At 41.2% G+C, this 12,937-nt stretch carries 13 protein-coding genes; 4 read left to right on the top strand and 9 right to left on the bottom strand.

Annotated features, from left to right (window positions below):
* Positions 1 to 21 precede the first annotated feature (21 nt).
* On the bottom strand, positions 22 to 300 hold the full coding sequence (locus tag QRN39_RS05230) for an AbrB/MazE/SpoVT family DNA-binding domain-containing protein (RefSeq protein WP_003211634.1): 279 nt from the start codon (positions 298 to 300) through the stop codon (positions 22 to 24).
* 276 nt (positions 301 to 576) lie between these two features.
* Between QRN39_RS05230 and mreBH the strand changes: the two genes are divergently transcribed.
* The 3 genes from mreBH (at position 577) to QRN39_RS05215 (ending at position 3,129) form a co-directional block, all read left to right on the top strand.
* Positions 577 to 1,584 carry a rod-share determining protein MreBH gene (mreBH, locus tag QRN39_RS05225; protein WP_003211642.1) on the top strand — a complete coding sequence of 336 codons (1,008 nt, stop codon included), beginning with the start codon at positions 577 to 579 and terminating at the stop codon, positions 1,582 to 1,584.
* Positions 1,585 to 1,658: 74 nt separating this feature from the next.
* Positions 1,659 to 1,790: a protein YkpC gene (locus tag QRN39_RS05220; protein WP_003210922.1), complete on the top strand. Its 132-nt coding sequence runs from the start codon at positions 1,659 to 1,661 to the stop codon at positions 1,788 to 1,790.
* A 106-nt stretch (positions 1,791 to 1,896) separates the two neighbouring features.
* Positions 1,897 to 3,129 (top strand): aminopeptidase, encoded by a 1,233-nt coding sequence (locus QRN39_RS05215; RefSeq protein ID WP_284906341.1) that lies wholly within the window; start codon positions 1,897 to 1,899, stop codon positions 3,127 to 3,129.
* A 38-nt stretch (positions 3,130 to 3,167) separates the two neighbouring features.
* Here QRN39_RS05215 and QRN39_RS05210 read toward each other — a convergent pair whose 3' ends face one another.
* Positions 3,168 to 4,787 (bottom strand): ABC-F family ATP-binding cassette domain-containing protein, encoded by a 1,620-nt coding sequence (locus QRN39_RS05210; RefSeq protein WP_050945126.1) that lies wholly within the window; start codon positions 4,785 to 4,787, stop codon positions 3,168 to 3,170.
* Positions 4,788 to 4,930: 143 nt separating this feature from the next.
* Here QRN39_RS05210 and QRN39_RS05205 point away from each other — a divergent pair, with 143 nt between their 5' ends.
* A complete protein-coding gene (locus tag QRN39_RS05205) occupies positions 4,931 to 5,206 on the top strand; it encodes a hypothetical protein (RefSeq protein ID WP_034619939.1) in 276 nt (91 codons plus the stop codon).
* Positions 5,207 to 5,271: 65 nt separating this feature from the next.
* Here QRN39_RS05205 and lepB read toward each other — a convergent pair whose 3' ends face one another.
* From lepB to QRN39_RS05170, 7 genes are all read right to left on the bottom strand, one after another.
* Positions 5,272 to 5,844 carry a signal peptidase I gene (lepB, locus tag QRN39_RS05200; RefSeq protein ID WP_223251366.1) on the bottom strand — a complete coding sequence of 191 codons (573 nt, stop codon included), beginning with the start codon at positions 5,842 to 5,844 and terminating at the stop codon, positions 5,272 to 5,274.
* Between the two features lie 210 nt (positions 5,845 to 6,054).
* Positions 6,055 to 7,950, bottom strand: a complete 1,896-nt coding sequence (locus QRN39_RS05195; protein ID WP_212045822.1) for a PTS fructose transporter subunit IIABC — start codon at positions 7,948 to 7,950, stop codon at positions 6,055 to 6,057.
* Positions 7,951 to 7,963: 13 nt separating this feature from the next.
* On the bottom strand, positions 7,964 to 8,875 hold the full coding sequence (gene pfkB / locus QRN39_RS05190) for a 1-phosphofructokinase (RefSeq protein WP_212045821.1): 912 nt from the start codon (positions 8,873 to 8,875) through the stop codon (positions 7,964 to 7,966).
* Positions 8,872 to 9,627, bottom strand: a complete 756-nt coding sequence (locus QRN39_RS05185) for a DeoR/GlpR family DNA-binding transcription regulator (RefSeq protein ID WP_050945129.1) — start codon at positions 9,625 to 9,627, stop codon at positions 8,872 to 8,874. Before QRN39_RS05185 ends, pfkB begins: the two co-directional genes overlap by 4 nt.
* Positions 9,628 to 9,948: 321 nt before the next feature.
* Positions 9,949 to 11,142: an ABC transporter permease gene (locus QRN39_RS05180; protein WP_065097196.1), complete on the bottom strand. Its 1,194-nt coding sequence runs from the start codon at positions 11,140 to 11,142 to the stop codon at positions 9,949 to 9,951.
* A complete protein-coding gene (locus QRN39_RS05175; protein WP_050945131.1) occupies positions 11,129 to 11,830 on the bottom strand; it encodes an ABC transporter ATP-binding protein in 702 nt (233 codons plus the stop codon). The genes QRN39_RS05180 and QRN39_RS05175 overlap by 14 nt, the downstream gene beginning before the upstream one ends.
* Complete coding sequence (locus QRN39_RS05170) at positions 11,827 to 12,933, bottom strand: efflux RND transporter periplasmic adaptor subunit (RefSeq protein WP_284906333.1); 1,107 nt, start codon at positions 12,931 to 12,933, stop codon at positions 11,827 to 11,829. Before QRN39_RS05170 ends, QRN39_RS05175 begins: the two co-directional genes overlap by 4 nt.
* Between the last annotated feature and the right edge of the window lie 4 nt (positions 12,934 to 12,937).

Here is a 12,937-nt window from a genome sequence, read left to right as displayed (position 1 = left end):
GAAGAGAGCAGGCTTTTTTCATTACTGCTGAAGAGCTTCTTGCAGCTCTTTTAAGAGTAGTTCTGCGCCTTCAGCGCTTAATGTAATTTGACCATTTCCATAATCATGGTTCTCTGATGTAATCTCACCAGTCATGAGGCAAACACCCTCTGGCTTGTATTTTTTCAAGACGATTTTCTCCCCATCTATAAAAAATTCCATACTGTCTTTAATGGCAATATCAAGTGCTCTTCTTAATTCGATTGGCATCACAATACGCCCTAGTTCGTCTACTTTTCTTACGACTCCGATAGATTTCAATTTCGTTCCCTCTTTCTTTCATTAGCTCAAGATCAATCTGTTTTTCACCAATTGATATATCGTAGACGTAAGAGATTCTCAAAAGGTTTCTCCTCTATAAAAATTTTTTTCATAAAAGAAAAAACAAAGGGAAAATTTATTGTGATTGTCAAAATGATACTTGAATTTTACAAGTTCATTTCAAGGTCATCACAAACCCCCACAAATGACCTCAACCCTCTGAACTTTTAAATGTAAAATTGTTTAAAACAGCAAAAATAGAGATTGGGTGAAAACATGTTTCAAAATGCCGAAATTGGAATTGATTTAGGAACAGCTAACATATTGGTTTATAGTAAAAATAAGGGAATTATTTTAAATGAACCGTCCGTCGTGGCAGTCGATACAGAAACAAAAACTGTACTTGCCGTCGGAACAGAAGCAAAAGAAATGATTGGGAAAACACCTGGGAAAATTGTGGCGATCCGTCCGATGAAAGACGGTGTCATCGCTGATTATGATATGACAACAGATTTACTCAAACAAATCATGAAAAAAGCAGGAAAAAATATCGGGTTTACCTTCAGAAAACCAACGGTCGTCGTATGTACACCTTCTGGTTCAACAGCTGTTGAGCGTCGTGCCATCAGTGATGCTGTGAAAAACTGCGGAGCAAAGCACGTGCATTTAATAGAAGAACCTGTTGCAGCCGCAATCGGCGCTGATCTCCCAGTAGATGAGCCTGTTGCAAACGTCGTAGTTGATATTGGCGGAGGAACAACGGAAGTTGCCATCATTTCGTTTGGCGGCGTTGTCTCTTGTCATTCCATTCGAATTGGCGGAGATCAGCTGGATGAAGATATCATTACGTTTGTCCGAAAGAAATATAACCTATTAATCGGCGAGCGGACAGCTGAGCAAGTTAAAATGGAAATTGGTTATTGTCTCATTGAGCATGAGCCTGAATCATTAGAAGTACGTGGACGTGATCTGGTGACAGGTCTTCCAAAAACGATCACACTTGAATCTCATGAAATTCAAGGTGCCATGCGAGAGTCACTTCTTCATATTTTAGAGGCGATTCGTGCCACATTAGAGGACAGCCCTCCAGAGCTTAGTGGTGACATCGTAGACCGCGGCGTGATCTTAACCGGCGGTGGCGCTTTGTTAAACGGGATTCAAGAATGGCTCTCACAGGAGATTGTCGTTCCAGTTCATATTGCAGCAAATCCACTTGAATCTGTCGCAATCGGAACAGGTCGTTCACTAGAAGTCATTCATAAATTGCAAAAAACATTAAAATAATCTTCTTGTTCTACTTCTTTTTTTATCATTTCGATCATATCGTGAGGAATGGATAAACGTGAAGGAGGAAGAACATGTTGCTTGATTTAGGTAAACGGGTCGTTGTCACAGTCATTTTAACGGGTATTATATTAGGAGGAATGAGCCTGTCGTTTTCACATATGCCCCCTTCTAATGCACAGCCTGTGAAACAACTGAACCGCTAAAAAAGCCGCATGAAAGCGGCTTTTTTATTTTGGCTTTTCGCGTGCTCCCCATTTTCCTTTTCGGTCTTAAATCTGATATGATGAACATGACTAAAGGAGGGTTTTTATGAATTCATTTGAAAAACAATTAGATCAATATGCGAAGACCATCGTTGAAGTCGGTGTGAATGTTCAAAAGGAACAAGAAGTCGTCGTATCTGCATCTACTGAATCTGCAGACCTTGTTCGTCTTGTCGCGAAACATGCATATGAGCGCGGGGCGAAAAACGTACATATCCGCTGGAGTGATGGTGTTCTTGCTCGTTTAAAGTATGAACATGCACCGCAGGATGTGTTTGAGCAATTCCCAGAATGGGAAGCACAGATGATGGAAACCATCGCAAAACGCGGCGGCGCTTTTATCACGATCTTGTCAGAAAGCCCTGACCTTCTGCGAGGCATTGATTCGAAAAAAATCGCTGCACAGCAAAAAGCCGCTGGATCCGCCCTTCATACATATCGCCAATATGTTCAATCAGACAAAGTGGCTTGGACGGTCGTAGGCGCTGCATCAAAAGATTGGGCGAAAAAGATTTTCCCTGACCAGACAGATGAAGAAGCTGTCGCTTTATTATGGGATCAAATCTTTAAAGTCGCTCGCGCTGATCAAGCAGATCCTGTGGAGGCTTGGAAAAAGCACGATGAGTTGCTAAATGAAAAGGTCAAAATCCTAAATGAGCGCCACTACCACAAGCTTCATTATGATGCTCCTGGCACTGATTTAACGATTGAGCTCCCTGAGCAGCACATTTGGGTAGGTGCCGGCAGCGTGAGTGAGCGCGGCGTCTCTTTCATGGCCAACATGCCAACAGAAGAAGTCTTTACCGTACCTAAAAAAGATGGTGTAAATGGGACTGTCTCAAGCACAAAACCACTCAGCTATGCAGGAAATATCATTGATGAGTTTACTTTAACATTTGAAAATGGCCGAATTGTCGATGTGAAAGCGAAGGAAGGCGAAGACATTTTAACTTCGCTCGTTGAAACAGATGAAGGCTCTCATTATCTAGGTGAGGTTGCTCTCGTACCAGATGATTCACCAATCTCAAACTCGAACATTCTCTATTACAATACCCTTTATGATGAAAACGCATCGAATCACCTTGCCATCGGCAGCGGGTATGCGTTCAATATCGAAGGCGGAAAAGAGATGAATCGTGAAGAATTGGATGCAGCTGGTGTAAACAACAGTATCACACACGTCGATTTCATGATTGGTTCAAAGGAAATGAATATTGACGGTATTACAAAAGACGGAAAACGTGAACCGATCTTCCGTAATGGAAACTGGGCGATTTAACCAAAAAAAGACATCCACTTGTGGATGTCTTTTCTTATTTACGCATAAAGCTCAACGAGTCTCTTTTGAATCTCTTGATCTGATAAGAACTCATCATATGTTGTTTGTTTATCGACGATGCCATTTGGCGTCACTTCGATAATACGGTTTGCCACTGTTTCAACAAACTGATGGTCATGAGATGAGAAGAGCATAGCTCCTTTAAAGCTCATTAAACCGTTATTCAGCGCCGTAATGGACTCTAGGTCTAAGTGGTTCGTCGGCTCATCTAGAAGCAGTACATTCGCTCCTGACAGCATCATTTTCGATAACATACAACGAACCTTTTCTCCTCCTGATAAGACGCTTGCTTTTTTCTTAACTTCTTCCCCAGAGAAAAGCATACGTCCTAAGAATCCGCGTAAGAAGCTTTCGCTTTGATCATTAGGAGAATACTGGCGAAGCCAATCTACTAGATCGACATCGTTCCCTTCAAAGTATTCACTATTGTCTTTCGGGAAAAAGGCTTGAGATGTTGTGACACCCCATTTATATGTCCCGCTGTCTGGCTCCATCTCACCAGCAAGAATTTTAAATAAAGTAGACACAGCAAGCTCATTACGGCTTAGGAACGCAATTTTATCCTCGCGATTCATAATAAAGCTGACGTTATCAAGTACTTTCACACCGTCAATTGTTTTTGATAGACCTTCTACTTGAAGGACATCATTTCCAATTTCGCGCTCTGGCGCAAAATGGACATACGGATATTTACGTGAAGATGGCTTAATATCGTCTAAAGAGATTTTATCAAGCAATTTCTTTCTTGACGTCGCTTGCTTCGATTTAGAAGCATTCGCGCTGAACCGGGCAACGAACTCTTGAAGCTGCTTAATTTGCTCTTCTTTTTTCTTATTTGCATCTTGGCTGAGTTTCAGCGCTAGCTGGCTGGACTCATACCAGAAATCATAGTTTCCGACATATACTTGAATTTTTCCGAAGTCTAGGTCCGCAATATGTGTACACACTTTATTTAAGAAGTGACGGTCATGCGAAACGACGATGACGGTGTTTTCAAAATTAATAAGGAACTCTTCCAGCCACTGGATGGCTTGTAAGTCCAAGTGGTTCGTTGGCTCATCCAGAAGAAGGACGTCAGGCTTACCAAATAAAGCTTGGGCTAGTAGTACTTTAACCTTTTCAGAACCACCAAGCTCAGACATTTTCTTCGATTGAAGGCTCTCTGGAATGCCAAGACCTTTTAGTAAGATCGCAGCTTCACTTTCTGCTTCCCAGCCGTTTAACTCAGCGAACTCACCTTCAAGCTCTGCTGCACGAATCCCGTCTTCATCTGAGAAATCAGGTTTCATATAGATCGCATCTTTCTCCTGCATCACATCATATAAACGTTTGTGACCCATCATGACGACTTTTAATACTTCAAATTCTTCGTATTCAAAGTGGTTCTGTTTTAAGATCGCTAAACGCTCACCAGGGCTCATATGAACATCGCCCGTCTGAGCCTCAATTTCACCTGAAAGAATCTTTAGAAACGTTGATTTACCAGCTCCATTGGCACCAATTAAACCGTAGCAGTTGCCAGGAGTGAATTTAATATTTACTTCTTCAAATAGTTTACGATCAGCAAAACGCAAACTAACATTATTTACTGCAATCATTTATTAATCCTCCATCACTCATTCATCATTATGAAGTATAACATGAATAACGTTTGATAGAAACGTCTCTCACTAAGAACGAAGGCAAATTGTCCAATATGGTATAATAAGTGGGAATGATTTATTGAAGGAGTTCGTGCGATTTGAGATTACTTACACTGATGGAATACTGTTTATTGATTTTCTTTATGGGTATTTATTTATCTGCAACAGGCTTTAATGCGAGGGATTTTGGCCTTTATATTGGGCTTGTGCTTATTTACACACTGGTACACATCTTTTCGAAACGCTTTTTACAAAAGCGAGGGAAAGAAAATCATAAGATCGGATTGTTTCGGTCCGTTTTAGCCATTACTGGGTCTGTCTTCGCTTCTGTGTTGGCCATTGTGCTCATTGTTACAGTGCTCACGCCAAATTAAAAACGACCCTTCTTTTAAGGGTCGCCCGTTCAAGCACTTTTCTCACGCACCTGAGAAGGGTGCTTTTATTTTGTTTGCCGAATGTCGCCAAATGGGAAGAAAACAAATTCTGATGTCCCGACAACCCGATCCTTTTGAATGAGTCCAAGTCCATTTCTGCTGTCCATGGAGTTGAGTCTGTTGTCCCCCATCACAAAGTAATCGTTTTTCGGTACTTTCACTGGACCAAAATCCCCTGTCAAATGCACTTCATACTCTTTCGCATGTGCCTTGTTCTCTTTTAAATAAGGCTCATCTACTTTTTTACCATTAATGTAAAGCGTATCATCCTTCATTTCAATCGTGTCTCCCGGAAGACCGATCAATCGTTTTACATAATGAATTTTCTGGCCATCTTTTCCATTAATAATCACGATGTCACCTCGTTTGACACCACCTAGATAGTTAATGGTTTTGTTGACAAACAGCTTTTCTCCATCATGAAGGGTCGGTTCCATCGACTCTCCTTCCACCACATACGGCTCAAATATAAACGTACGGATGAGCAAGACGAGCGCAAGTGCAATTAAAATGGCTTTGATCCATTCAAACAGTGAACTTTTCTTCTCTGTTTTGGCTTGCTTTGCATCAGATTGAATATCATTTTCGTTTTGTTTGTTTTCTTCGTTCAAAATACTGCTTCCTCCTAAGACTTTCTGCTAAAAGACTTGAAACGTGAATTGAATAACTTTACTTTATCACATGTCATTTAAAAATTCACAAGACAACCATTCAATTAGATATTTTTTCCTAATTTGTTCATAATTAAACAAAAGAAGCACCGCTGTTCACGATGCTTCTCTTCTACTTTACGCTTCTAGTTTCACTGGTTTTTTCAAAATACCAAGTAAAATCGCTGTTACAACGGCACCGATTAAGATGCTGATGATATAAAGTATCGGATGATTTGTTACCCAGAAAACGAATAGTCCGCCGTGCGGTGCAGGAAGCGTGACTCTAAAGAATTCCGTTAATCCGCCAGCCACAGCTGCTCCAATGACAGCTGAAGGAATCACTCGTAGAGGATCAGCCGCTGCAAACGGGATCGCCCCTTCAGTGATGAAGGCCGCTCCCATGAAGTAGCATGTAATCCCTGCTTCTCGGTCACGTTTTGAGAATTTATTTCTAAAAATTGTTGTAGCAAGTGCAATACCTAATGGTGGTACCATTCCGCCTGCCATAATGGCAGCGTGTGGTGCATAGTTTCCAGCAGCAATCATCGCAAGACCAAATGTGTAAGCCGCTTTGTTAATTGGCCCACCCATATCAATCGCCATCATACCTGCCAAAATAATGCCCATTAAGACAAGGTTTCCAGTACCTAAAGTTTCAAGCCAATGAGTTAATCCGTCCATCACCATTTTTACTGGTGTGTTCACAACGTAATGCATAATGATACCTGTGAAGAAAATACCGAACAATGGATAGAGCAGAACCGGTTTAATTCCGTCGAGTGACTGCGGTACGAATGTGAATACTTTTTTAAGTAACACAACGACATAACCAGCAAGGAAACCGGCAATGAGTCCGCCTAAGAATCCAGCACCTGCTGCCGATGCCATAAATCCACCGACCATACCTGGCGCAAAACCTGGACGATCTGCAATACTCATCGCAATAAATCCGGCTAATACAGCCACGATTAAGGCAAGTGCATTATCTCCACCAATTCCTTTTAAAACAGCTGCAAATGAATTAAATGAAGGGTCATTAGGGTCAGCCGATTTAATACCCCAGAAGAATGAAATTGCAACAAGGATACCGCCTCCGACAACAAATGGAAGCATGTTGCTTACACCGCTCATTAAGTGCTTGTAGAAACCACTTCTCCCTTTGCCAGATGACTCATGTTCGTCTTTTGAAGAACTACCGCCAGAGCCTTTATAGATCGGCGCATCTTGATTGACTGCTTTTTCAATCAATTCCTGCGGACGACGGATTCCTGCTGTCACAGGTACTTCAATGACATGTTTGCCTTTAAAGCGTTCCATTTCAACTTGCTTGTCGGCTGCCACAATGATGGCTGGTGCTTCTTCGATTTCTTTTGCGGTAAGAGCGTGTTTAATACCACCAGAACCGTTTGTTTCGACTTTAATGTCAACGCCCATTTCTTTCGCTTTTTCTTTCAAAGCATCTGCTGCCATAAATGTATGTGCAATACCTGTTGGGCAAGCTGTTACTGCTAAAATCTTAGCTGGTTTACCTGATGCAGCCGGCTCCTCTTGAACTTCCTCTTCTTCTTCATCGTCGTCCTTATCATGCGTATTGATGATATCGATGATTTCATCTTCAGTAGCCGCTTCAAGAAGCTGCTTTCTGATTTCTTCACGCATCAGAAGTGTTGATAAACGAGAAAGTGCTTCTAAGTGCGTGTTGTTTGCGCCTTCAGTTGCTGCAATCATAAAGACAAGATGACTCGGCTGCGCGTCCAGTGATTCATAATCTACACCAGCTACCGAGCGGCCAAATGCAATGGCAGGCTCTTTGACACTTGCTGTTTTAGCGTGAGGGATAGCAATTCCTTCACCAATACCAGTAGAGCTCTGTTTTTCACGGTTAATCACTGCTTCTTTGTAGCCCTCTTTATCATTTAACTTGCCTGCTGTATCTAAAACAGTGACTAATTCTTCAATGACTGCTTCTTTCTGCTGGCTGTCTAATTGAAGCTTAATGGTCTGCTTTGTGAGTAGTTCTGTTATTTTCATGGTGACTCCTCCTTTAAATGCGTGTGACTTTTACTTGTGGTAATAGTGTGTCAACAAGCTCTTTTGTCCCAAGCTCTTCAGAAAATGCTGTAGCACTGCCTGATGTGACGCCAAGCTTAAATGATTCTTCAATCGAAAGGCCTTTCGAAACGCCGGCTAAAAATCCTGCAACGACTGAATCCCCTGCACCAACCGAATTAACAAGCGTACCCTTTGGAACATTTGACTGATAAATCCCTTCCTTACTGAATAAGAGAGCGCCATTACCAGCCATGGATACGATAACATGTTCAGCACCTTGCTCTAACAGCTTCTTCCCATAAGGAATGGCTTCTTCCGCAGTAGAGATGCTTGTCTCAAACATTTCACCTAGTTCATGATGGTTTGGCTTCATTAAGAACGGTTTCAAGCCTGCTGCTTTTTTTAGGGCTTCCCCGGAAATATCAAGGACCACTCTAACGCCTTGCTTTTCGCACACCTCAGCAATACGTTCATATGTGTTATGAGGCAATGAAGAAGGAATACTGCCAGCTAACACAACGACATCTCCTTCAATCAATGAAGTAAATTGAGACAGAAACGACTCAAATTGTACTTCAGTAATGGATGGGCCGAGTCCGTTGATTTCGGTTTCTTCACCTGTTTTTAGTTTCACATTAATTCGTGTATCTTCTGACACCTCGTGAAAGGCTGTTTGTAATTGTTCGTTTTGTAAAAAGTCTTGAATATATTTGCCTGTAAATCCACCAATGAATCCAAGTGCTTTTGATTCAACACCGTGACGTTTTAAAAGCCTTGAGACATTGATCCCTTTTCCGCCCGGATATTTTTTGTCATAGGTTGAACGATTCAAACCGCCGACTGCGAAATCCTCCACGTGTACGATGTAATCAACTGATGGGTTTAAAGTAACTGTATAAATCATGTTTTCACTACCTTTATAACCGTTTTTTCATGGTAATTATCGAATGAATCCTCTTTTGCGTCGTTTGTGATAATGGTGGCTTCCTGTAAACTAGCAAAGGTTGAAAACGATATTTCGCCAAATTTAGAGGCATCTGTTAAGATATAGGTTTTTTTCGCCTGCTTCATGGCCCTTTTTTTCATGAGCGCTTCCTCTGGATCAGGTGTTGTAAACCCCGCCTCGGGATGAATGCCGTTCGTCCCAACAAAGCTTTTGTCAAAACGGTAATTTTCCATCGCCGTTAAGGCTGCGGCTCCGACCATGGCTCCTGTTCGATGTTTCACTGATCCGCCTATCAGGTAAAAAGAAATGCCTTTTCTCATGAGTGCTTCAATGTGCATAACACCATTTGTCACCACAACAATATCTTGATCTGGATCGATATATTCAATCATTTGCTGTGTGGTCGTACCAGCGTCTAAATAAATACAATCGCCTTGTTTTAAAAGTGAAGCAGCTGCCTCTGCAACCAATGACTTTTCTTGAAGGTTTTTGGCAGATTTCTCAAATACATCTGGTTCAAGACGGATACTTGATATCTTGGCTGCTCCCCCATGAACTCTTTTAAGAAATCCTTTTTCTTCAAGGGCTGATAAATCTCTTCTAATAGTAGATTCAGACGCATCCGTCATAATCGTTAAGTCCTGTATTTTGATGACATCATTTTCTTCTAAACAGTCGATAATGAGTTGATGTCTTTCCGGTGTTAACATGAAAACACCCCCTTTTGAAAACGTATTCATTTCGCGCGCACCTTTATTGTAATCGCTTTTTTCAACATTATCAATACAAAACAATCAAATACATTCAATAACTATCAAAATCTTTCACCATGGTCATCTTACCTTTATATGTACCATTTGTAAACTGAAAAATATGTGACATTAAGATGAAAGTCATGATCTTAGCATTTCTATCATTTTTCATTTCATTCAATAGAACTAAAAAAAGCTTTTATGCGATGTGCATAAAAGCTTTTGATGTTTGATTACAGCGGAATTCACACTGTTTGTATGTCTTTGTTCTTCTCAGAATTATTCATATCTAAGAGAATCAATCGGATCTAGTCTTGCTGCTTTATTCGCAGGAATTAACCCAAAAACAATCCCAATAAGCATACTAAACAGCACACCTACACAAATGATTTGCCAAGATACTAAGGACGGCCAGCCGGCAATGAGTGATACTAACGAGGCACCGCCTATACCTAGTGCAATCCCCATCAACCCGCCGATCAAGGTTAAGACGACAGACTCAATTAAAAATTGAACGAGTATTTGAGCCCTCGTTGCTCCAATCGCTTTTCGAATACCGATTTCCCTTGTCCTCTCTGTCACAGAAACAAGCATGATATTCATCACACCGATACCGCCGACAAGTAAAGAAATTCCAGCTATTGACCCAATGATTGTTGTCATAACAGACGTGATTTGACCGATGCCTTCTGCGATTTCTTCCATGTTGATCATTTCATAAGCATCTTCTGTATGATGGTTTTCATTTAATAATGCAGCCGCACTCTTTCCTACTTCCTTCATTTGATCAGCATGTGCGACTTGAATTGACAACTTATCGTATTCATTGATCCCAAATGTGGAGGTGAGCATGGCAAATGGGACATATATTTCATTCATATCGAATGAGAGCATTCCTTTTTGTTTGGCTAAAACACCGATGACTTCAACCGGCTGTCCGTTCATCCAAATCATTTCGCCCAATGCCTTCTGTCCATTAAATAATTCTTTTTGTAAGCCTTCAGAGATGAGGGCGGCTCTTCTGCCGCTTCTAAAGTCAATATCTCTTAAATTCTGCCCTTCTGCTATTTGTAATGAATGTACATTTGTATACCCTTCATTTATACCGTTAACTGTCGCATCCACTGTCGTATCTTGAAATCTCAGCTGCATTCCTTGCGCAGTCGAAGAGGCAACCTGATTCACCCCATTGATTGTCTTAATGCTTTTTATGTCTTCCTCAGTAAATGTGGCGTCGAATAAAGCGTTGGGATTTGCATTTAACTCTTCGTCAGAAGGCGTATATGTCATATCAACGGTATTGTTTGGACCTGAAATCGACCCTTTTAGCATTTGCTCGCCGCCTTGACCGATAGCCACGACCGCAATGACTGATCCAACACCAATAATAATCCCAAGCATCGTTAAAATAGAACGTAATTTATGAGCTAAAACAGAATTCATCGCTATTTTGATATTTTCAAAGAGTTTCATTCATAGCGTCCCCTTGTGTCAATCTATCTTCAACGAGTCGTCCATCTCTTACAACGACCGTCCGATTTGTATACGCAGCTATTTCTTCTTCATGGGTGACAAGTACAATCGTTGTCCCTTCCTCATTCAGCTTAGTAAACTGTTCCATGATTGAGAAGCTTGTTTTTGAGTCAAGAGCGCCTGTCGGTTCATCTGCTAAGATAAGCTGCGGCTTATTGACAATTGCACGGGCTATTGCCACTCTTTGCTTTTGCCCTCCCGACAATTCACTTGGCATATGTTTCATTCGGTCTGTCAAACCAACCTTTTCAAGTGCCATCTCTGCACGTTCTTTTCTTTCCTTTTGACTGATACCAGCGTAAATCATCGGAAGCTCAACATTACGCCTCGCATTTAACCTCGGCAGCAGGTGAAATTGCTGAAAGACAAATCCAATGAATTGATTTCGAATCACTGCGAGGTCTTGATCCTTTGCTGCTGACAGCTCTCTTCCTTGAAAATGATATTGTCCTGTAGTTGGCCGGTCTAAACAGCCAATGATATTCATTAACGTCGATTTTCCAGAGCCGGACGGGCCCATAATAGACATATACTCGCCTTTTTCGATGACAAGATCGACCTCACTTAATACATCAAATGATTCCTCGGCAACCTCATAGCTTTTTGTCACGTTTGAAAGCTGAATCATTCAGCATTCACTTCCATTCCGTCATACATGTCATCTGATGGATGAGAAATGATTTGATCCTCTGCTATGATACCTTTTGTCACTTCAAGATCATGACCTGACGTTTCCCCTAGCTCTACTTTTACTTTTTTAAGTACATTCTTTTTGACAACATAAACGTATTGTCCATCATCCTCTTTTTTTACAGCTGATTCAGGAATCGTTAGGGCTTGACGCTTATCTGTTTCAATTTCCATGATCATTTTAAAACCAGGTTTTGCTTCAGGTTTTTTTCCTTTTATTTCGATTTCAACTGGATATTGCACCGTTTGATCACCTGCAGTTGTTTCGGATGCTGCCTGAGCAGGTACAACCCCCACTTTTTTCACGACCCCTTGCCAGCTCTTTCCGCGAATGACATCAGACGTTATCTTTACTTTTTGTTTCTTTTTCACTTTTATGGCGTCATATTCAGAAATCAATCCTCTTACAATCATTTTTTTCTCATTGCCAATATGAATGATCGCCTGTCTCTCTTCTGGCTTTCCTGCCCCTTCTTCTTGCTCAATGGAAATGACTGTACCGGCAATTTTACTATGTACGATTAAATCTTCTATTTGTGCTTTTACTTTTTCTTGGCTGATCTCTGCTTGTTTTTGTTCTAATTCAGCCGCTTTCAGCTCTAGTTCAAGCTGGTCTCGCTCGGTTTTAGGATTGGCAGCGGAGTCGCCTCCTTGTTTTTTATCTAATTCGCTCAATCTATTTTGTAATTGTTCGCGTTTTAACGTACTGGATTCAGCCGCAAGAGCTTGCTGCTCTTCTTCAAGTTCCAGCTCCCTATTTTCATATGTAAGAAGCGGCGTTCCAGGCTTTACCTTTTCTCCTTCTTTCACAGAAATCCTCTTCAAATGTCCCTTTTCCTCTTCTGCATAAATGAACTGCTCTTCAGAGAATGAAAGTGTCCCTGGCGTCATGACCGTAGTGGTGATTTCTTTTTGCGTAGGTTTTACTGTTTTAATAGCTGCTGTCGAAGTAGGCTTTGATTGATTTTTCGCAATGTTAAAGCCAATAAATAGACCGATAACAATAATAAAAATGGATCCGATGATGATTTTCTTTCTCATAAAG

The organism is Bacillus sp. lyk4-R2A-2 (genome assembly GCF_030209735.1).
Taxonomy (GTDB): domain Bacteria; phylum Bacillota; class Bacilli; order Bacillales; family Bacillaceae; genus Bacillus; species Bacillus pumilus.
This window is presented reverse-complemented; position numbering and strand designations above follow the sequence as displayed.

Coding starts and splice junctions, on each gene's coding strand:
- QRN39_RS05220 (WP_003210922.1), top strand. CDS start 1,659: ATGTTGCTTGATTTAGGTAAACGGGTCGTTGTCACAGTCATTTTAACG.
- QRN39_RS05195 (WP_212045822.1), bottom strand. CDS start 7,950: ATGAAAATAACAGAACTACTCACAAAGCAGACCATTAAGCTTCAATTA.
- QRN39_RS05170 (WP_284906333.1), bottom strand. CDS start 12,933: ATGAGAAAGAAAATCATCATCGGATCCATTTTTATTATTGTTATCGGT.
- QRN39_RS05210 (WP_050945126.1), bottom strand. CDS start 4,787: ATGATTGCAGTAAATAATGTTAGTTTGCGTTTTGCTGATCGTAAACTA.
- QRN39_RS05215 (WP_284906341.1), top strand. CDS start 1,897: ATGAATTCATTTGAAAAACAATTAGATCAATATGCGAAGACCATCGTT.
- QRN39_RS05175 (WP_050945131.1), bottom strand. CDS start 11,830: ATGATTCAGCTTTCAAACGTGACAAAAAGCTATGAGGTTGCCGAGGAA.
- QRN39_RS05185 (WP_050945129.1), bottom strand. CDS start 9,627: ATGTTAACACCGGAAAGACATCAACTCATTATCGACTGTTTAGAAGAA.
- mreBH (WP_003211642.1), top strand. CDS start 577: ATGTTTCAAAATGCCGAAATTGGAATTGATTTAGGAACAGCTAACATA.
- QRN39_RS05180 (WP_065097196.1), bottom strand. CDS start 11,142: ATGAAACTCTTTGAAAATATCAAAATAGCGATGAATTCTGTTTTAGCT.
- pfkB (WP_212045821.1), bottom strand. CDS start 8,875: ATGATTTATACAGTTACTTTAAACCCATCAGTTGATTACATCGTACAC.